Below are 17,682 nucleotides of genomic sequence, written 5' to 3'. Positions count from 1 at the left end.
TCAACGTCGAAAGGCGCCGATTAAGTTCCCGCCGTCACGCGCGGAAGTTCGCACCCGTTCAGGCTAGTCTTTTGACCAGGAAGAGCACCTGACCGCGACCATCATTCCACGGTGAGTGACGATCCCACCGGTCAGAGCGCAGGACCGTAAGGGAAACGCAGACCGTAAGGGAAATGGGAGGCCGTCATCAGCGCTGAAGAGAGCGTCGCTCGGACCGCGTGGGTTCGGACCGAACAGGCACGGTTCGAGCAGAACGCCATGGGCGACGGCCCCCTGGCGGACGCCTACGACACGGGACTGCGCTCCGCCGCCCCGCCCGTGGACGCCGCGACCGGGGCCGCCCTGCGGTTCCTCACCGCGGCCATCGGCGCGCGCTCGGTCGTGGAGATCGGCACGGGCTGTGGAACCTCGGGCATCTGGCTGCTCCGCGGCATGGCACCGGACGGGATCCTCACCACGGTGGACGTCAACGCCGCCTACCAGGACTACGCTCGCGCCGCCTTCACGCGGGCAGGGTTCGGGGCCGGCCGCGCCCGGCTGATCCGCGGCGCGGCCCTGGAGGTGCTCCCCCGCCTCACCGACGGTGGCTACGACATGGTGTCGATCGACGCCGACCAGGCGTCCTACCCCACCTACCTCGACGAGGCCCTGCGTCTGCTCCGGCCGGGCGGCGTGGTGGTCTTCAACAACGTCATGGTCACCTCCAACGAACCCGACGGGCCGCTGCGCGTGCCCGACCAGGCGGAGGTCGCGGTGCGCGAGGTCATGCGCCGCATGCGCGAGGACGAGGAGTTCATCCCGCTCCTGATTCCGGTGGGCGAAGGCCTCCTGGCGGCCATCCGACCCTGACCTCGGCTCGATCGAAGGGTGGGCCGGGTGGTCGCGGGCGGCACGATGTCGGCGCCACCGCCGATCCCCCGACCCATGGAAAAACCCACCCGCGCACGCCTTCGCGTCGCGCAGGTGGGTTCGTGACGGCCGTGTGAGGCGAACGTCTACTTCTGGGCGAGCCAGCGCAGGAGGGTCCGGGTCGCGAAGGCGGTGCCGCCCTTGCTGAGCAGCCCGCTCTCCTGCGTCGAACGGCCCGGACCGGCGATGTCCAGGTGGGCCCAGGGCAGGCCCCCGGTGAACTCGCGCAGGAACAGCGCGGCGTCCGTGGCGCCCGCCGGGCCGAACTCCGTGCCACGCGTACCGATGTTGGCGAGGTCGGCCACCCGGGACGCGGTGGTGGGCACGTACTCCTCGGTCAGGGGCATCCGCCAGAGCGGCTCCCCCGACGCCTCGCCGGCCTCGATCAGCTCTCCGGCCACGGCGTCGTCCGTGCTGTACAGGGCGCCCATTCCGGTTCCCAACGCGACCTTGGCGGCACCCGTCAGAGTGGCCACGTCGACGATGAGGTCCGGCTCCAGTTCCGAGACGGCGTAACCCATGGCGTCGGCCAGGACCAGGCGGCCCTCGGCGTCGGAGTTGAGCACCTCGACGGTCTTGCCGGTGTAGGTGGTGAGCACGTCGCCGATGCGGGTGGCGTCGCCGGAGAAGGCGTTCTCGGCCAGCGCGAGCAGACCGGTGACCTTCACCCGGGAGCCGACCGACGCCAGGGCGGAGAGCACCGCCAGGACGATCGCCGACCCGCTCATGTCGGTCTTCATCAGCGACATGTTGGCGTTGGGCTTGAGGGACAGACCACCGGTGTCGAAGGTGATGCCCTTGCCGACCAGCACCACGTGCGCGGCGGGTCCCGCCGCGCCGGCCAGGTCCTCGGGGGTGTAGGACAGCTGCACCATGCGCGGCGGACGGGACGAACCCTGGCCGACGGCGAGGATCGCGCCGAAGCCCTCGTTCCGCAGGTCCTTCTCATCCCAGACCCGCAGGGTCAGACCCTTGGCCTCGGAGGTCTCCCGAGCCCGGGTCGCCATCCACTCGGGGTCCTTGGTCAGGGAAGGGGTGTTGATCAGGTCCCTGGCCAGGGCCGTGGCCCCGGCCAGGTGGGAGCCCAGGGCCAAGGCGTCGGTGAGGTCCTCGGTCTCGCCCACCACGTCGATCCTCGTGGGGGGACGCTGATCCTCGGGGGTTCGGGAGGTCTTCAGCGTGAACGTGTAGGAGGCGAGCAGAGCACCCTCGGCCAGCGCCGTGGCGGCCTCGGCCTGGCCGGTCGCGCCCGGCCAGGCCAGGGCGACGTGCTTCCTGCCCCGGGCGGCCCGGGCGAGGGCGGCGCCGGCCTTCCGGAGGTCGCCGGGGGTTCCCGAACCGACTCCGAGAAGGGCCAGGCGGACCAGGCCCCCGTCCCGGGTCACCGGGAACTGGGAGAACTCGCCGGATTTTCCGGTGAGTGTGTAGTGAGCGAACAGATCGGTGAGCGCGGCCGGAAGGACCGCCGCGAGTCCGCTGTCGGCGACCCCTTCTACCGGTTCCGGCCCTTCCTCACCCGCGAGAACGGGGAGGACCAACAGGTCCGCGGTGGATTCGGCGAGGGTTCCCGCCAGGGGGTGGATCTCCGTGGCGAATGGCACAGGCCGCTCACAATCGTTCGCTCATCGTGGGAGGTGTGGAACCTCGGGGGTCATCAGGGCGTTCCGGCCCAGGTGGGGGACGAATCAGGTGTCGGAACCAGCCGACGATGCCCTGTTATCCGACGACGCCTTGGAGCGCGTCCCGGAGTTCGGTCGCCTCATCGGGCGTCAACTCGACGACCAGACGGCCTCCGCCTTCGAGCGGAACCCGCATGATGATGCCGCGACCCTCCTTGGTGACCTCCATCGGCCCGTCACTGGTCCTCGGCTTCATCGCCGCCATGCCATTCCCCTTTCTAGGTGTTCCTCGCGGCCGGGGCCGACCCACAACATCGGCGCCGATCCACGTGTGTGTCTCGGCTCCGCAACCGTGGGCCGGTTCCGGGTGACTCGTGCCCGTGTGGCTTAAGGGACGTGAATCACTCTTCGCCCATTATCTCGGAGGTTGACCCCTGTGTGTGCGCCAGGCGACAGCCGGACCACCGCCGTGAGCATCAGATAACGAGGAAGCTTTAGTCACCAAGGTTATATCGGTCCTGGCCGAAACCGGATCGGACCAAGCCGGAGCGGGGGCGGAGCGAGCGCACCCCTTCCGACTTCCGTCCCGGGGCGACGACTTGGATCCGTCGCCGCGTGGGCGTCTGGAACACGGGTTCACCTGGGAACTTCACAGGTGGGTCCACACGGCTCGAACCGGCTCCATCCGCGTTCGACCGGGCCCACCCGCTGCGGGGGTTTCCCGAAACTCAGTCGAGGGTCCCGGTGGAGATCATCCGGGTCCCCTCCCTCGTGACCGAGGACCACTCGGCGTTGAGCCCCGAGTCCGCGGTCGGCCACAGGGTGAGTTCGGCCTCGTCGACGCACCTCGCGTCGGGGTCGGAGGTCTCGGTGTAGGTGTACACCAGTCGGTCACCGTCACGGGCCGACAGCTCCAGGGTCCCCGAGCAGGAGAAGGTGGTCCAGGCCGTGCTGCCGCGTTCGGCGCCTTCCTCGATCCGCACCTGGGCGTCCCATTCGGCGACCGGGTCGCCCTCGGTGTTCACCTGGCTCATCAGACCCGACCAGGATCCGACGAACTCGTCGGGGTCGGAGGTGGCCGTGACCGGTGCCTGCTCCGAGTCGTCCAGGTAGACCCAGGCGGCGGTGGCGCCACCGGCCACCAGCAGGAGCACGATGGCCGTGATCCCTACCCGGGTGAGTCGCCGTCGACGCTTACCGTTGTGCCGAGTCGAACGGGGTGGGGGCCACAGGGCCAGTTGGCGCACCGGGGTGGCGGAATCCTCGGGCTCTTCGTCCGCGCCCGCCTTGAGTTCGGCAGTTGTGTCCATCCTCGCCATCCTCACGACGATCCGTCCGCTCCGACGGAGCGGGGGGTACGCATGTACAGCGAACGAGAATAGAGCACCCGAACGCTCGGGAAAGGGCCATGAGGGACGGATCCGGTGTGATGCACGACATAGACACCCGAGGGATTCCGGCATGACCGGAAGGGGCGGTGGGAGCCTGGCCTTAGTCGATGGCGCCTACTCGCGATCCGTTCGACCCCGATCCTTCCCCTCACCGCCACCGACGGTGACGTCGTCTCCCTGAGGCGCGTACGCCTCCGGGTTCGGGGTCACCCCCACCTCCTCGGCACCGGTGTCCGCGCCGCCGTCCGTGGCGCCATCCATCTGGGCGCTCTCTCCGGACGGGGTGTCACCGGGCAGGTACGAGCCGAAGCTCGGGCCGGTGCCCCGGGGCACGTATGACGGGTCCAGGCGCGCCAGCCGCCACTCCAGGTCCTCGATCCGCTCCTCGCGCTCGCGCAGTGTCGCGGTCAGCCGCAACAGCAGCGCGTCGACCGCGCGCACGTGGTAGCCCCACAGCGCCAACGGCAGGAGCAACCCACCGAGGTCGCGGGAGCCCACGGGCCCGTCCTCGGGAAGGTCGAGCGGGGGGAAGTCGGCCTCGAACCGGGCGAGCTGCCCGCCCTTGCCGAGTACGACGAAGACCACGCCGACGAGAACGGCGAGCGCGGCGACGGCCACCAGGATCATGATGAAGTAGGGCACGGTTCCGATCGTGCCACATGGCCCGCCGCCCCGGGAGTGGTGCGCCGTGGGAGACTCGCCAGGTGCCCAACGAGCCTTTCCGAGTCCTGACTCCCGACGCCCTCACCACCCTGGATACCGACGACCGCGCCACGGACGACACGGTGGTCGACACCGGGCATCGGCCTCCGACCGCACTGGTCGCGGAACTGGTCGACGCCGGCCACACGGTCCGGGTGCGTTGTGACCCCGCGCCCGGGCACGAGCCGCCCACACCCGGGTCCGCGCCCGCGCACACGGGAACGGTGCCGGTGGACGTCGCGGAGGAGGTCGCCCTGGCCTCCTCCTACGCCTGGGCCGGGGCGCGGGTGTTCGTCACGCGGTACCCGGAACGGGTCCGGCGCGCGCTGGACATGATCGCCTCGATCCGGGGCGAGCGTCCGCCCGCCGCCGTGCGCCGTGGTCTGGCCTGAGTCGGCTCAGGCGCTGGGACCGGGTTCGGTCCTCTCGAACTTGTTCTCCAGGTGCACGTGGGCCTGGCGGATGGTCTCGACCACGTCGTCGGGATCATCGGTCACGTGCAGCAGGTCCATGTCCTGCGGGGAGATCAGGTTGTGCTTGAGCAGGCTCGACTCGACCCACTCGCGCAGACCGCCCCAGAACTCGGTGCCCACCAGGATCACGGGGAAACGGGTCACCTTCCTGGTCTGCACCAGGGTGATGGCCTCGAAGAGCTCGTCCAGGGTGCCGAACCCACCCGGCATCACCACGAAGGCCTGCGCGTACTTCACGAACATCAACTTGCGGACGAAGAAGTACCGGAAGGTGACACCCACGTCGACGTACTCGTTGAGGGACTGTTCGAAGGGCAGCTCGATACCGAGCCCCACGGACATCCCGCCCGCCTGCTGGGCGCCCTTGTTGGCCGCCTCCATCATGCCGGGCCCACCACCGGTGATGGTGGCGTAGCCCGCTTCGGCGAGCTTGGCCCCCATCTGGACACCCAGCTCGTAGTACTCGGTTCCCGGCTGGATCCGGGCGGACCCGAAGACGCTCACCGCGGAGGGCAACTCGGCCAGCAGCCCGAAACCCTCCACGAACTCCGACTGGATGCGCAGGACCCGCCAGGGGTCGGTGTGCACCCAGTCGGAGGGACCCCTGCGGTCGAGCAGGCGCTGGTCTGTGGTGGTGTCGGGGATGGCGCGGCCGCGGTAGGTGAGCGGACCGGCTCGCCTCACGTTCTCTTCTTCCGTCATGTTCGTAAAGCTATCCGCCCAGGACCGCCTCACACTTGAACCACACGTGACCGATCGGTGGCCAGTGGTGGCCGATCCGGTTCCCACCTGCGATGACGCGCCTTCCAAAAGAGGTCAACGACGGCCGGTGAGCCAGCCCACCATGCGCTCCTCCGCCTCACGGATCTGCGAGATCTTCGCGTACTCGTCGCGGGTGTGCGCCAGCATCGGGTCGCCGGGACCGTAGTTGACGGCGGGGACGCCCAACTCGGAGAAGCGGGAGACGTCCGTCCACCCGAACTTGGCGCGGGCCCGTCCCTCTCCCACCGCGGTGACGAAGGCGGCCGCCGAGGGGTCGTCCAGGCCGGGGCGGGCCGGGGCCGCGGAGTCGGTCACGGTCACCTCGAAACCGGTGAACACCTCGCGCAGGTGCGCCTCGGCGTCGGCCGGGGAGAGGTCGGGGGCGTAGCGGTAGTTGACGCGGACCACGCACTCGTCCGGGATGACGTTGCCGGCGACGCCGCCCTCCACGGAAACCGCGTTGAGGCCCTCTCGGAAGGTCAGCCCCTCCACCTCGGGCTGTCGCGGCGTGTAGGCGCGCAGCACGTCGAGGATCTCGCCGGCCTTGTGGATGGCGTTCTCGCCCATCCAGGAGCGGGCGCTGTGGGCGCGCTTGCCGGTGGTCTTGACGTCGACGCGCATGGTGCCCTGGCAACCGCCCTCGATGACACCGTCGGTGGGCTCCATGAGGATGGCGAAGTCACCGTGCAGCGACGCGGGGTCGTTGCGGCTCAGCCGGAGCAGGCCGTTCTGGGAGGCGTCGACCTCCTCGTTGTCGTAGAAGACGTAGGTGACGTCGTGCACCGGCTCGGGCACCAGGGCGGCGAGTTTGAGCTGGACGGCCACGCCCGACTTCATGTCGGTGGTGCCACAGCCATAGAGGCGGTCGCCGTCCACGTGCGAGGGCACGTTGTCGGCGATCGGCACGGTGTCGAGGTGACCGGCGATCACGATCCGGCGCTCGCGGCCCAGGTCGGTGCGGGCGACGACCGCGTCGCCGTCACGGGTGACGGTCAGGTGGGGCAGCGCGGACAGGGCGCTCTCGACCGCGTCGGCGAGGGCCTTCTCGTCACCGCTCTCGGAACGGGTGTCCACGAGGGCGGCGGTCAGGTCCGCCACGTCCGAGGTCAGGTCCAGCATGGTGTCGCCCCGTTTCAGGTGTGCTTCGCGAGTGGAGTGAAGGGTCCGTCGCCACCCTAGAACAGGAGACGCCCCTCCCGGATACCGGAAGGGGCGTCTTACTTCTTCGAACCCGGAGCCGCTAGGCGTTGACGCCGTGCTCGCGCAGGAGGTCGTTCAGGGCGAGCTTGTCGTGCTCCTGCCCCTCCTCCAGACGCTTGAGCACCAGCAGCACCGGCATGCCGAAGTCGCCGCCGGGGAAGCTCTTGGTGCGGTTGGCGGTGACGCACACCGACCAGGCCGGGGCCTCGCCCCGGGGCAGCTCCTCGCCCGTCTCGGCGTCGAAGACGCGCGTGGACGAGGTGAGGATGGTGCCGGCGCCGAGCTTGGCGCCCTTACGAACGCGCGCGCCCTCGACGACCATGCTGCGCGAGCCGAGGAAGGCCTCGTCCTCGATGATGACCGGGGAGGCCTGCGGCGGCTCCAGGACGCCGCCGACGCCGACGCCACCGGACAGGTGGACGTTCTCGCCGACCTGGGCGCAGGAACCGACCGTGGCCCAGGTGTCGACCATGGTGCCGGAGCCCACGTAGGCGCCGATGTTGGTGAAGGACGGCATGAGGACCACGCCGGGGGCCAGGAAGGAACCCCAGCGGGCGATCGCGCCGGGGACGACGCGGACACCGTCGAAGCGGGTCTTCAGCGGCACGCGGTCGTGGTGGTAGAAGTCGCCGACCAGCGACTCCTTCATGTCCAGGACCTTGAAGCCCAGGAGGATGGAGCGCTTGGCGCGCTCGTCGACCACCACGTCGTCCGTGGCGGGGTCGACGAAGGCCACGCGGGCCTTGCCCTCGTCGAGCTGGTCGATGGCGCCGGTGATGATCTCACGCGCCTCGGTGTGGCCGGGGGTCAGTTCGGAGCGCTGCTCCCAGAGTTCGTCGATCTGGTCGGGCAGCGGACTGGTGTACGAGCTGGTCATGTGAACACACGTTAGTCGCTCGATGAGGGCGCGGGGCATGCGGCCCGCCCGCCCACGCTGAGCGGTTGGCCACTCCCGCGAACCGATTCCCCCGGGTTTCACGGATGCGCTTCCACGCGCCTACTAGAATGCGCGCAGGCACGCCGATCACCCTTCCTGATGGACCCCCGGCGGCCCGGCGCACGGCCCCGTCCCCGCCTTCGCGCGGGAACGCCCATGTGCGTCCCACCCGTCCCCGACCCTTGGTTCGCCCGTGCCCAGTAAGCGCAGGAAGTTCTCCGCGTTCGCCAAGATTCTGCTCGCCCTGACCCTCGTATGCGGTCTGCTCGTCGGTGGGGCCTACTACGTGCTGACCACGTTCGAGCCCCTGGACACCCAGGAGCCCCCGGAACCAGGGTGCCGCCTGGACCTGTCGAACGGACGGTTCGACATGGAGCACGAGCAGGCCCAGAACGCGGCCACCGTCGGCGGGGTGGCCTTCAGCCGGGACCTGCCGACCCAGGCGGTGACGATCGCCTACGCGACCGTGTGGCAGGAGTCGCGCTTCTACAACATCGAGTACGGCGACCGGGACTCGCTGGGGCTCTTCCAGCAGCGCCCCTCCCAGGAGTGGGGAGACCCGGAGGAGGTCATGGACCCGGTGTACTCCAGCCGGGCGTTCTACGACGAGCTGACCGAGGTCCACAACTGGGAGAGGATGCCGGTCTACGAGGCCGCCCAGCAGGTGCAGCACAGCGCCGACGGGTTCGCCTACGACCAGCATGAGGCGCTGTCGGAACGGATGGCGGTGACCCTGGGCGGTGAGAACGGCGGCCAGGTGACCTGCTGGTTCGACCAGGAGACCGTGGAGTCCCTGCAGAGCGGCGAAGCCGACGCCACCGGCGCGCAGGAGGCCATGGCGGAGGTGTTCGGCACCGATCCCGCCGAGCTGCCCCCGCAGGAGGAGCCGGCCCACGGTGACCTGGGTTGGGCGATGGCCATGTGGGCCGTGGTGCACGCCGAGGAGTACGGCTTGAGCTCGGTGACCTACGAGGACATGCGTTGGCAGGCCTCCGACGGCCTGAACGACGGCCAGGTCTGGACCGAGGTGGACGACGACACCGGCGGCCGCGTGGTCCTCCGTTAGGTCCGCCAGGTGCCCGCTCGCGGTGCCGGTCTCGACTTCGGGACGGGCGCCGCGAGCGGGAACACCGGAGGTTACTCGGCCAGGCGTTGGACCGCTGCCTTGACGCGGTCGTCGGTCGCGGTGAAGGCCACCCGTACGTGGCGCTCGCCCGTCGGGCCGTAGAAGGCTCCCGGGGCGACCAGCAGGCCGCGTTCGGCCAGGGCTCCCACGGCGCCCCAGGCGTCGTGGTCCGGGTGGCTCGCCCACAGGTACAGGCCCGCTTCGGAGTGCTCGATCCGCCACCCGGCGCCCTCGAAGGCATCGCGCAGCAAGGTGCGGCGGGCGCGGTAGCGCTCCTTCTGCTCGGTGGCGTGGTCGTCGTCGTCCAGGGCGGCCTTCATGGCGGCCTGGACCGGGGCGGGCACGATCATTCCGGCGTGCTTGCGCACCGCGAGCAGCTCCGAGACCAGCGCGGGGTCGCCCGCGACGAAACCGGCGCGGTAGCCGGCCAGGTTGGAGCGCTTGGACATCGAGTGCACGGCCAGCAGGTTCTCGTGCGAGTCGCCACAAACGTCGGGGTGCAGGATCGACACCGGTTCGGCGTCGTCCCAGCCCAGGTCGAGGTAGCACTCGTCGGAGGCGACGATGGCGCCGCGCTCGCGGGCCCAGTCCACCACCTTGCGCAGGTGGTCCTTGCCCAGCACCCGACCGGTCGGGTTGGCGGGCGAGTTCACCCACACCAGCCTCACCGGCGCGGGCCCCAGGGCGGCGAGCCCGTCGGTGGCCATCGGGGTCGCGCCGGCCATCCGGACGCCCACGTCGTAGGTGGGGTAGGCCAGTTCGGGCAGCACCACCGTGTCGCCCGGCCCCAGACCGAGCAGGGTGGGCAGCCAGGCCACGAGTTCCTTGGAACCGACGGTGGGCAGCACCGCGCCGTCGGCCACGCGCACCCCGTGACGGCGCTCCAACCACCCCTGGATCGCGGCGCGCAGTTCGGGGGTGCCCCACGTCAGCGGGTAACCGGGCGAGTTGGCCGCGGCGGCGAGCGCCTCGCGCAGGCTCACCGGGACCGGGTCGACCGGGGTGCCGACGGACAGGTCGACGATGCCGTCGGGGTGGGCCGCCGCCGTCTTCTTGAACGGCGTCAGCCGGTCCCAGGGAAAGGTGGGAAGCCGGTCGGTCACCGGTCGCCGTTCACCCATCGGGGCACTCTCCATCCTGTTCGTGGTCCTTACACAACAGCGTCGCGCCGGCCCCCGGCGGGGGCCGGCGCGACACGTCACGTTCTCGTGGGCCTCATCGCCACGCGACCTCTGCGCCAAGGGGAAGCCGTGGCTGTGTGCGGCTACTCCGCTTGGGGAGGCAGCTTGGCGATGATCGGGTGGTCGCGGTCGATCTTGCCGACCTTGGAAGCACCCCCCGGGGAACCCAGGTCGTCGAAGAAATCGACGTTGGCCTTGTAGTACTCCGACCACTGCTCGGGCAGGTCGTCCTCGTAGTAGATGGCCTCGACGGGGCACACCGGCTCACACGCACCGCAGTCCACGCACTCGTCCGGGTGGATGTAGAGCATGCGGTCACCCTCGTAGATGCAGTCCACGGGGCACTCGTCAATGCACGCCTTGTCCAGCACATCAACACAGGGCTGCGCGATGACGTAGGTCACGTCGTACTCCTTGTCTCACCCCCGCTTGCCCACGGGGGAGGCGGGACTCCAGAGCCTCCCAGGGAAACGGACGACGTGCGGGCGTCACCGGATCCGTGGGGCTCTGCAAGCTATTGGCACAGATGTCGTTCTCTTAGTATGGCGCTGGAGAACAGCCAGCGCACACTCGGGGGCCCGGATTCATGCACTTGCGCGGACGACTGGTCCACAGAATCACCCATGCCGACGTCGGTCGGCGTGTCTCACTGCGAATCATCCTCCCCGAAGGCGGCTTCACCGATATCGTCGGAGTCGTGGAGTCTTGGGCCGAAGGTGTTCTCACCCTACGTCGCCGAGACGACTCGACGGTGGAGGTCGCCGAACACGACATCGCCGCCAGTCGTGTCGTTCCCCCCGTACCCCCAAGACGGCGCGGCAAGCGCCCCTAGACCCCACACGCAGGCATTCTTCGCCTCTTCCAGGGTAGAAGAGACTCAGCCCCGACGGCGGTTCCCCCCGACCGCGCCCTCGGGCCGACAACGATGCATCGCGCCCGTCCGTCCCGGTCCCCGGACGGACGGGCACAAGGCACGCGGGGAGGTGGTGCCCAAGATGAGGGAGGCAGTCGCGTCCGCCCTCGCCGAACTGTCCCGGCGAGACGAGCGGGCCTCCGACATGGCCCGTCTGGCACTGGACACTCTCGCTCCCGAGCAGGACCTGCAACGACTCAACCAGCACATCGTCCAGCGGTTCTGCTGGTACGAACTGCCCGTCCGCTTCCAGAACTCCCCCGACGACCAGTTGTTCGCGGTGCGCTCCCTGGGTCACCTGTTCCAGCTGTTGCAGCTGTACCGCTACGCCAACGTGTGCTCCTCCCCCGAGACCACCACCCTGCTCAAGCTGTACGAGAAGGACCACACCGCCGGACTGGCCATGTTCGAACGGCTCATGTGGGAGTCCGGGGTGGAACCCCCCGACCTGCCGGAGCTGACCTGGGGCACCGCCGTGGGCGACGTGGAGCTGAGCGCGCGCAGGGAGACCGCGGCCGCCCTCGAACTGGCGATCTCACTGGGCGACATCCGGCCGGGCAAACGCGGCTGGCGGCCCGCCCAGGAGAGGTTCGCGCGTTCCTTCCTCACCAACCCGGACCATCGTGGTCTCAGCCGGCTGGACCGGGTTCGGGAGGAACGGGTTCGCGCCTGGTTGTCCTCCTCGGCCCATCCACACCGGCAACGGTTGTGGCCGCTGGTGGGCCAGATCATCGCGGGCGCGGACGTGCCGCGTGACGTGGAGTCCGCCATGGCCCCGCTGTGTCGGCTGCTCGACCTGGCCTCGGAAGGGATCGCCCTCACTCAGATCGGCTACATCTCCCCGAGCGTGGTGCGGGCCCTGTGCGAGGAGTTCGGTTGGCACGGCTCCCCGAATCCACCGCGCAGTGAGACCGACGCGACCCAGATCATCGCCTTGCACCAGGTGCTGCGCTCCATGCGCGCCGTGCGCCGTTCGGGGCGCCGACTCGAACTGACCCGGCGGGGCCAGCGACTTCGGGAGGACCCCGAATCTCTGTGGCAGGCCGCGACCGAGACCCTGTGCCGCACCGGCGGCATCCAACAGGCCTCCGCCGAGACCCTCCTGGGCATCCTGTTGACCCGCTCACCCCAGGGGCTGGGTTCGCACGCCCGGCGTGGTGACTCGGACGCCGAGTCCGCCGAGCGGGTGCTCATCGAGTCCGGGTGGCGTCCGGTGGAACCCCCGGTGCCCGCCGGCAGACACGCCGCGGCGCACCGTCGGGCCGCCGAGACGGCATCGGACCAGGTACGCGCCATGGTGATGGCGGTGGGGTGGTTGTTGGAGGCGCTGGGGCTGGTCGTGGGCGACGAGAACGTGGGGCGTCGGGAGCTCACCCCCGTGGGCCGGGCGTTCGCGATCGCCTGTCTGCACAAGTCCGCCGTGGCTCCGCGCGCGGTGGTCTGAGGCCGTCCTTCGGGTGTCCTTCGGGATACGGCACCCGCTGCTCGGGGGCCCCGAACAGGCCCTAACCTGGAGCGCGAACCACCCGCGACCAGCAGGAGCATCATGCCCACGCCCGAACCGCCCCACAAGGCGGAACCCGACGACGCGACCGTGACCGGCACCGACGGCGAAGGCCCCGGTGACCAGGCACGCGCCGCGGACCCGTGGGAGCAGATGCCCGAGGACGCCCTGAACCGTGCCGGGGTCGGTGTGGACGGTTCGGCGGAGACCGAGGTGACCGAAGAGACCGGGGAGGCCGCGCGCTCCGAGGAGTCCGAGGCCACGGGCTCCAAGGACGACGAGAAGGCTCCCGCCGCACCGAGCCGGGCGGACTTCATGCCCAGCCCGCTGTTCGTCCTGGTGCTGGGCCTGGCAGGGTTCGCGGGTTGGCTGTCCTGGCGCGCCATCGAACTGGAATGGGCCGCGGAGGGCACCGCGGTCACCCCGCTCATCCCGCCGCTGCTCATCCTGCTGGGCTGGATCGTGTCGGTGGCGGTGCACGAGTTCGGGCACGCCCTGGCCGCCTACCTGTCCGGTGACCGTTCCCTGCGCGGCTCCGCCTACCTGCGGTTGAACCCGTTCGGATACCGGCAGGCCTTCGGCGGGCTGGTCCTGCCCGTGGCCTACCTGGGTCTGGGCGGCTTCGGTCTGAACGGCCCGCCCACCTACGTGGACTGGGACGCCATCCCGAGCCGGGGTCGCCGCGTCATGGTGGCGTTGGCCGGCCCCCTGACGAGCCTGGCGCTGTCGGCCGTGCTCGCGCTCACCGTCACACTGCTGGTGCCGGCCGGGCAGGACAGCGTCAACTGGGCGATCTCCTCACTGGCCTTCCTGTCCTTCGCCAACATGACCAGTGCCCTGGTGAACCTGCTGCCGATCCCCGGTCTGGACGGCTATCACGTCCTGGCGGCCTTCCGAGGCGCCAAGTGGACCGGGTTCGTGGTGGCCAACGGGCTGTTCTGCTCGATCGCCGTGTTCGCCGTGTTGTGGCTGCCGGGGATCCGGGACCTGTTCGACACCCTCATCTACACGATGTTCGAGCAGATCCTGCCCAACCCGACCATCCCCGGGATGATGTTCCACGGCAAGCTGCTGCTGCAGTTCTGGGCCTGACCGGCCCACCGGGCGGCGCTCCCGCTCCTTCGCGGTCGCTCAGTCCTTCGATCCACCCTTGGGCGGGTCGAAGGGGCTGTCGGGCGTCCCTGGCCTCATGTCCGGCGGTGTCAGGTTGACCCTGCCACTCGCCGTGGTCGTCCCCCGAGCGGCGGTCTGCTTCTCCCAGGGGATCGGCCCGGGCAGGGTGACGCTGCGCATCACCGCGGCGGCCAGGGCGATCATGGATCCGAACAGGTACACGTAGTTGACCAGCGCGGCGGAGAACACGATGTCCCCGCCCGGAAGGTAGCCGATCATGCCCAGCAGGGACAGGACGTAGCCGACCGCGAACCCGGTGGCGCCGGACTGGCGTCGGCTGCCCCACGCCGCCAGCCTGGTGAGGGTGTACAGCAGCACCAGGAAGACCACCACCCCGACGACGGCCCCGGCCTGGACGGGGAGGCCGAGCGGCCAGTGGTGAGAGAACCAGGACAGCCCGAACCCGGACAGCACCCCCACCGCCGCCCCGGTCGGAAGCAGGACGAGGAACGACAGGACGGTCATCGCCGAGGACAGGATGGCGGGCGGCCGGCTCCGGGGCCCCGCGACGGATTCAGGTGTGGTCACGAAAGACGAGGGTAGGCGTTCCCCGACCGTGGACGTGGCCGGGGGGCCGGGAGCGGGCCGTCACAGTCCGGCGAACAGGTCACTCTCGTAACCGTCGACGTCGGCTTTGGGCGGCGGCCCCATCAACAGCGTGAAGTGCTCGACCGCGTCGATCTCCTGGGCGATGTCGTTGGACAGCGCGAACCGTTCCCCGTCCACGGTGATCTGGGTGACGTGCGCGCGCATCGCCAGGGTCTTGGCCGCCCAGTGGTCGGTGGCGTCGATCCTGGTGGTGACGATCGAGTCGGGGGTGCCTCGGGCGATGTCGGAGACCTCGCGGGGCGGGGTGAAGGGCCCGACCTCCTCGTTCAGTCGAGCGATGGACTCCTCGATCCGCGAGATCGGCTGTGCGACGGCGTAGAGCTTGTCGACCTTCCAAGGCGTGCCCGGCAGGGCCCGTTCGTTGGCCCTGGCACAGGCTCGGCGGGTGACCCGGTGGGCCTGGACGTGGTCGGGGTGCCCGTAACCGCCATGCTCGTCGTAGGAGACCAGGACGTGCGGGCGCACCTCACGGATGATCTCGGCGAGCAGTCCGGCCGCCTCCTCCACGTCGGCGCCCCAGAAGGCCTTGGGGTGTTCGTTGGTGGGACCGCCCATCATTCCGGAGTCCCGGTAGTGTCCGGGACCGCCGAGGAACCGGTGGTCGCGTACGCCCAGAGCCACGCACGCCTTGCCGAGCTCACCGATCCGGTACTCCCCGAGCGTGTCGTCGCGTTCGGAGGTCAGGTGGTCGAGCTCGGGCGGGATCACCTCGCCCTCCTCACCCAGGGTGCAGGTCACCAGGGTGACGTCGACCCCTTCCGCCGCGTACTTCGCCAACGTCGCCCCCGTGACGATGCTCTCGTCGTCGGGGTGCGCGTGGACCATCATCAGTCGCCTGTCGCTCACATGCGGAACGATACCGTCCAGATGGGGTTCTTTCCCATGGAACACCCAGATCAGGGCAGGTCGATCGACATTCGGAGCGCCCGGTGGATGCGATGGGACACAATCGGCCTATGAGCTTTCCTCGCCAACAGGCCCGGACCCAACGCTTCACGATCGGGGTCCCCCGTAACTTCCAGGTCTCCCCGCAGGGCGACCGCGTCACCTTCCTGCGCGGCCGGCACGGCACGGACAAGGCGACCTGTCTGTGGCAGTACCTGCCCGAGACCGGGACCTCGACGGTCCTGGCCGACCCCACCGCGCTCGGCGCCGACGACGAGAACCTTCCTCCCGAGGAGCGCGCCCGCAGGGAGCGGATGCGCGAACACGGTGGCGGCATCGTGTCGTACACGGTGGACGACGCCTTCACCCGCGCGGTCTTCACCCTGTCCGGCCGGGTGTTCTACGTGGACCTGGTCGGTGACGACGCCGCCCCGCGTGAGCTCCCCGTCGTCACCCCCGCGGTGGATCCCCGGATCAGCCCCGCGGGCGAACGGGTCGCGTACGTGCACAAGGGCGCGGTCCGGGTGATCGACATCGTCGACAACGGCGACGAGGACCGCGACCGCGTGCTGGTGGAACCGGATGGCGAACACGTCACCTGGGGTCTGGCCGACCTCGTCTCCGCCGAGGAGATGAACCGGATGCGGGGCTTTTGGTGGTCGCCCGACGGCGCCTCCCTGGCCGTGAGCCGGGTCGACGAGTCCGAGGTGAATCGCTGGTTCGTCGGCGACCCCAACCGGCCCGACCAGGAGTCACAGCCGCTGCGCTACCCGGCGGCCGGCACCGCCAACCCGGACGTTCGCCTGGCCGTGATCGGGGTGCCCTCCCCCGTCGCCTACCGACGCGACGGCCGCCCCGAGCCCACGCCGATCGAGTGGGACCGCGAAGAACTGCCGTACCTGCCCACCGTGGGCTGGACCAGCGGACCGGACGGCAACGCCACCCTGGTGTTCACCGCCCAGAGCCGGGACCAGCGAACCCTCGCCCTCTTCAGCGCCGACCCGGCGACCGGCCTGGTCTCGCGCATCCGCACCGAGGGCGACGGCGTGTGGGTGGAGATCATGCCGGGCGTTCCGGACTTCACCGCCTCCGGTGCGTTGGTGTGGATCGGTCGGGAGAACGGCACCGGCGAGCGCCGAGTGTACGTGGGCGACAAGGCGATCAGCGGCGACTCCTACGTCCGCGCCGTGGTGGGCGTGGACGGCGACCGGGTGCTGTTCGCCGCCTCTCCCGCCGGCCGCCCCGGGGACCAGTCGTTGTGGCTGGCCGACACCCGTCAGGGCACGTGCGCACCGGTGGAGCTGCCCGAGGGCGCCGACGACGGCCACGGTGGTCTGCGTGCCGGTCGGCTGCGCGGCGACACCCTCGTGCTGCAGCACAGGTCGATGGACTTCACCGGGGTACGGACCTTCGTGGTGCGGGGCGCGAGCACCGAGACCCGCCGAACCCACGGGGAGATCGAGAGCGTCGCCGAGGTCCCGGACCTGCCGGAGCCGCGCGTGACCACCTGGCTCGCCGGGGAACGGAAGATCCCCACGGCGTTGGTCCTGCCGTCCTGGTACCGCGAGGGTGAGGCGCCGCTGCCGGTGCTGATGGCCCCCTACGGCGGTCCGCACGCGCAGCGGGTGCTCAACGCCCGTGGCGCCTACCTGTCCTCGCAGTGGTTCGCCGAGCAGGGCTTCGCCGTGCTCATCGCGGACGGCCGTGGCACCCCGGGCGTGGGTGTGGAGTGGGAGCAGGCGGTCCACCACGACCTCGCCGATCCGGTGTTGGCCGACCAGGTCGAGGCGTTGGAGGACGCCGCCCGACGGTTCGACCACCTGGACACCTCCCGGGTGGGCATCCACGGCTGGTCTTTCGGCGGTTACCTGGCGGCGCTGGCCGTACTGCGCCGCCCGGACGTGTTCCACGCGGCGGTGGCGGGCGCCCCGGTGATCGACTGGACCCTGTACGACACCCACTACACCGAGCGCTACCTGGGCCTGCCGCAGGAACAGGAGGAGGTGTACGCGGGTTCGTCATTGCTCTCGGACGCCGCGAAGCTGGAACGTCCGTTGATGCTCGTCCACGGACTCATCGACGACAACGTGGTGTTCGCGCACACCCAGCGGATGTCGGAGGCGCTGTTGGCCGCGGGCCGCCCGCACACGGTGCTGCCGCTGGCCGGGGTGACGCACAGCCCTGCGGACCCGGTGACGGCGGAGAACCTGCTGTTGCTCCAGGTGGACTTCCTCAAGGAGAACCTCAAGGGCGACCGGGGGGCGTAACCCTCGAAACGTCCGAAGCGGGCCCCGGCGC

General features: G+C 70.0%; 18 protein-coding genes. 7 read left to right on the top strand and 11 right to left on the bottom strand.

Annotation, left to right across the window (positions count from 1 at the left end; translation table 11 throughout):
- Window positions 1-258: 258 nt before the first annotated feature.
- A complete protein-coding gene (locus ACWGSK_RS04370; protein ID WP_358514658.1) occupies window positions 259-849 on the top strand; it encodes an O-methyltransferase in 591 nt (196 codons plus the stop codon).
- Window positions 850-995: 146 nt separating this feature from the next.
- Here the strand turns inward: ACWGSK_RS04370 and ACWGSK_RS04365 are convergent, their stop codons facing one another.
- From ACWGSK_RS04365 to ACWGSK_RS04350, 4 genes are all read right to left on the bottom strand, one after another.
- Complete coding sequence (locus ACWGSK_RS04365) at window positions 996-2,510, bottom strand: leucyl aminopeptidase (protein ID WP_358514660.1); 1,515 nt, start codon at window positions 2,508-2,510, stop codon at window positions 996-998.
- A gap of 115 nt (window positions 2,511-2,625) precedes the next feature.
- Window positions 2,626-2,793 (bottom strand): DUF3117 domain-containing protein, encoded by a 168-nt coding sequence (locus ACWGSK_RS04360; protein ID WP_014909697.1) that lies wholly within the window; start codon window positions 2,791-2,793, stop codon window positions 2,626-2,628.
- A 463-nt stretch (window positions 2,794-3,256) separates the two neighbouring features.
- On the bottom strand, window positions 3,257-3,838 hold the full coding sequence (locus ACWGSK_RS04355; protein ID WP_358514662.1) for a hypothetical protein: 582 nt from the start codon (window positions 3,836-3,838) through the stop codon (window positions 3,257-3,259).
- A 195-nt stretch (window positions 3,839-4,033) separates the two neighbouring features.
- Entirely contained in the window at window positions 4,034-4,561 is a 528-nt protein-coding gene (locus ACWGSK_RS04350) for a hypothetical protein (RefSeq protein WP_358514664.1), read from the bottom strand.
- 62 nt (window positions 4,562-4,623) lie between these two features.
- Between ACWGSK_RS04350 and ACWGSK_RS04345 the strand changes: the two genes are divergently transcribed.
- A complete protein-coding gene (locus ACWGSK_RS04345; RefSeq protein ID WP_358514666.1) occupies window positions 4,624-5,013 on the top strand; it encodes a hypothetical protein in 390 nt (129 codons plus the stop codon).
- A gap of 6 nt (window positions 5,014-5,019) precedes the next feature.
- Here the strand turns inward: ACWGSK_RS04345 and ACWGSK_RS04340 are convergent, their stop codons facing one another.
- The 3 genes from ACWGSK_RS04340 to ACWGSK_RS04330 form a co-directional block, all read right to left on the bottom strand.
- Window positions 5,020-5,796 carry an LOG family protein gene (locus ACWGSK_RS04340; protein WP_358514668.1) on the bottom strand — a complete coding sequence of 259 codons (777 nt, stop codon included), beginning with the start codon at window positions 5,794-5,796 and terminating at the stop codon, window positions 5,020-5,022.
- A gap of 114 nt (window positions 5,797-5,910) precedes the next feature.
- Entirely contained in the window at window positions 5,911-6,975 is a 1,065-nt protein-coding gene (gene dapE / locus ACWGSK_RS04335) for a succinyl-diaminopimelate desuccinylase (protein WP_358514670.1), read from the bottom strand.
- A 121-nt stretch (window positions 6,976-7,096) separates the two neighbouring features.
- Window positions 7,097-7,933, bottom strand: a complete 837-nt coding sequence (locus ACWGSK_RS04330) for a 2,3,4,5-tetrahydropyridine-2,6-dicarboxylate N-succinyltransferase (RefSeq protein ID WP_358514672.1) — start codon at window positions 7,931-7,933, stop codon at window positions 7,097-7,099.
- A gap of 253 nt (window positions 7,934-8,186) precedes the next feature.
- Here ACWGSK_RS04330 and ACWGSK_RS04325 point away from each other — a divergent pair, with 253 nt between their 5' ends.
- Complete coding sequence (locus ACWGSK_RS04325) at window positions 8,187-9,059, top strand: hypothetical protein (protein ID WP_358514674.1); 873 nt, start codon at window positions 8,187-8,189, stop codon at window positions 9,057-9,059.
- A 71-nt stretch (window positions 9,060-9,130) separates the two neighbouring features.
- On the opposite strand, the gene dapC is transcribed toward ACWGSK_RS04325, so the two are convergent.
- On the bottom strand, window positions 9,131-10,240 hold the full coding sequence (dapC, locus tag ACWGSK_RS04320; protein ID WP_452455224.1) for a succinyldiaminopimelate transaminase: 1,110 nt from the start codon (window positions 10,238-10,240) through the stop codon (window positions 9,131-9,133).
- A 143-nt stretch (window positions 10,241-10,383) separates the two neighbouring features.
- Window positions 10,384-10,704, bottom strand: a complete 321-nt coding sequence (gene fdxA / locus ACWGSK_RS04315) for a ferredoxin (protein WP_087101814.1) — start codon at window positions 10,702-10,704, stop codon at window positions 10,384-10,386.
- Window positions 10,705-10,886: 182 nt separating this feature from the next.
- On the opposite strand from fdxA, the gene ACWGSK_RS04310 reads away from it, so the two are divergent.
- The 3 genes from ACWGSK_RS04310 (at window position 10,887) to ACWGSK_RS04300 (ending at window position 13,809) form a co-directional block, all read left to right on the top strand.
- Window positions 10,887-11,132, top strand: coding sequence for a putative acetyltransferase (locus tag ACWGSK_RS04310; RefSeq protein WP_358514349.1), 246 nt, complete (start codon window positions 10,887-10,889; stop codon window positions 11,130-11,132).
- A gap of 163 nt (window positions 11,133-11,295) precedes the next feature.
- On the top strand, window positions 11,296-12,657 hold the full coding sequence (locus ACWGSK_RS04305; protein ID WP_358514347.1) for a hypothetical protein: 1,362 nt from the start codon (window positions 11,296-11,298) through the stop codon (window positions 12,655-12,657).
- Window positions 12,658-12,759: 102 nt separating this feature from the next.
- On the top strand, window positions 12,760-13,809 hold the full coding sequence (locus ACWGSK_RS04300; protein WP_452455223.1) for a site-2 protease family protein: 1,050 nt from the start codon (window positions 12,760-12,762) through the stop codon (window positions 13,807-13,809).
- A 39-nt stretch (window positions 13,810-13,848) separates the two neighbouring features.
- Here ACWGSK_RS04300 and ACWGSK_RS04295 read toward each other — a convergent pair whose 3' ends face one another.
- Both ACWGSK_RS04295 and mshB read right to left on the bottom strand, forming a co-directional pair.
- Window positions 13,849-14,418 (bottom strand): hypothetical protein, encoded by a 570-nt coding sequence (locus ACWGSK_RS04295; RefSeq protein WP_358514343.1) that lies wholly within the window; start codon window positions 14,416-14,418, stop codon window positions 13,849-13,851.
- Window positions 14,419-14,478: 60 nt separating this feature from the next.
- Window positions 14,479-15,345, bottom strand: a complete 867-nt coding sequence (mshB, locus tag ACWGSK_RS04290) for an N-acetyl-1-D-myo-inositol-2-amino-2-deoxy-alpha-D-glucopyranoside deacetylase (protein ID WP_358514341.1) — start codon at window positions 15,343-15,345, stop codon at window positions 14,479-14,481.
- A 110-nt stretch (window positions 15,346-15,455) separates the two neighbouring features.
- On the opposite strand from mshB, the gene ACWGSK_RS04285 reads away from it, so the two are divergent.
- Complete coding sequence (locus ACWGSK_RS04285; protein ID WP_452455222.1) at window positions 15,456-17,651, top strand: prolyl oligopeptidase family serine peptidase; 2,196 nt, start codon at window positions 15,456-15,458, stop codon at window positions 17,649-17,651.
- Window positions 17,652-17,682 lie beyond the last annotated feature (31 nt).

The organism is Nocardiopsis sp. NPDC055551 (genome assembly GCF_053619415.1).
This window is presented reverse-complemented; position numbering and strand designations above follow the sequence as displayed.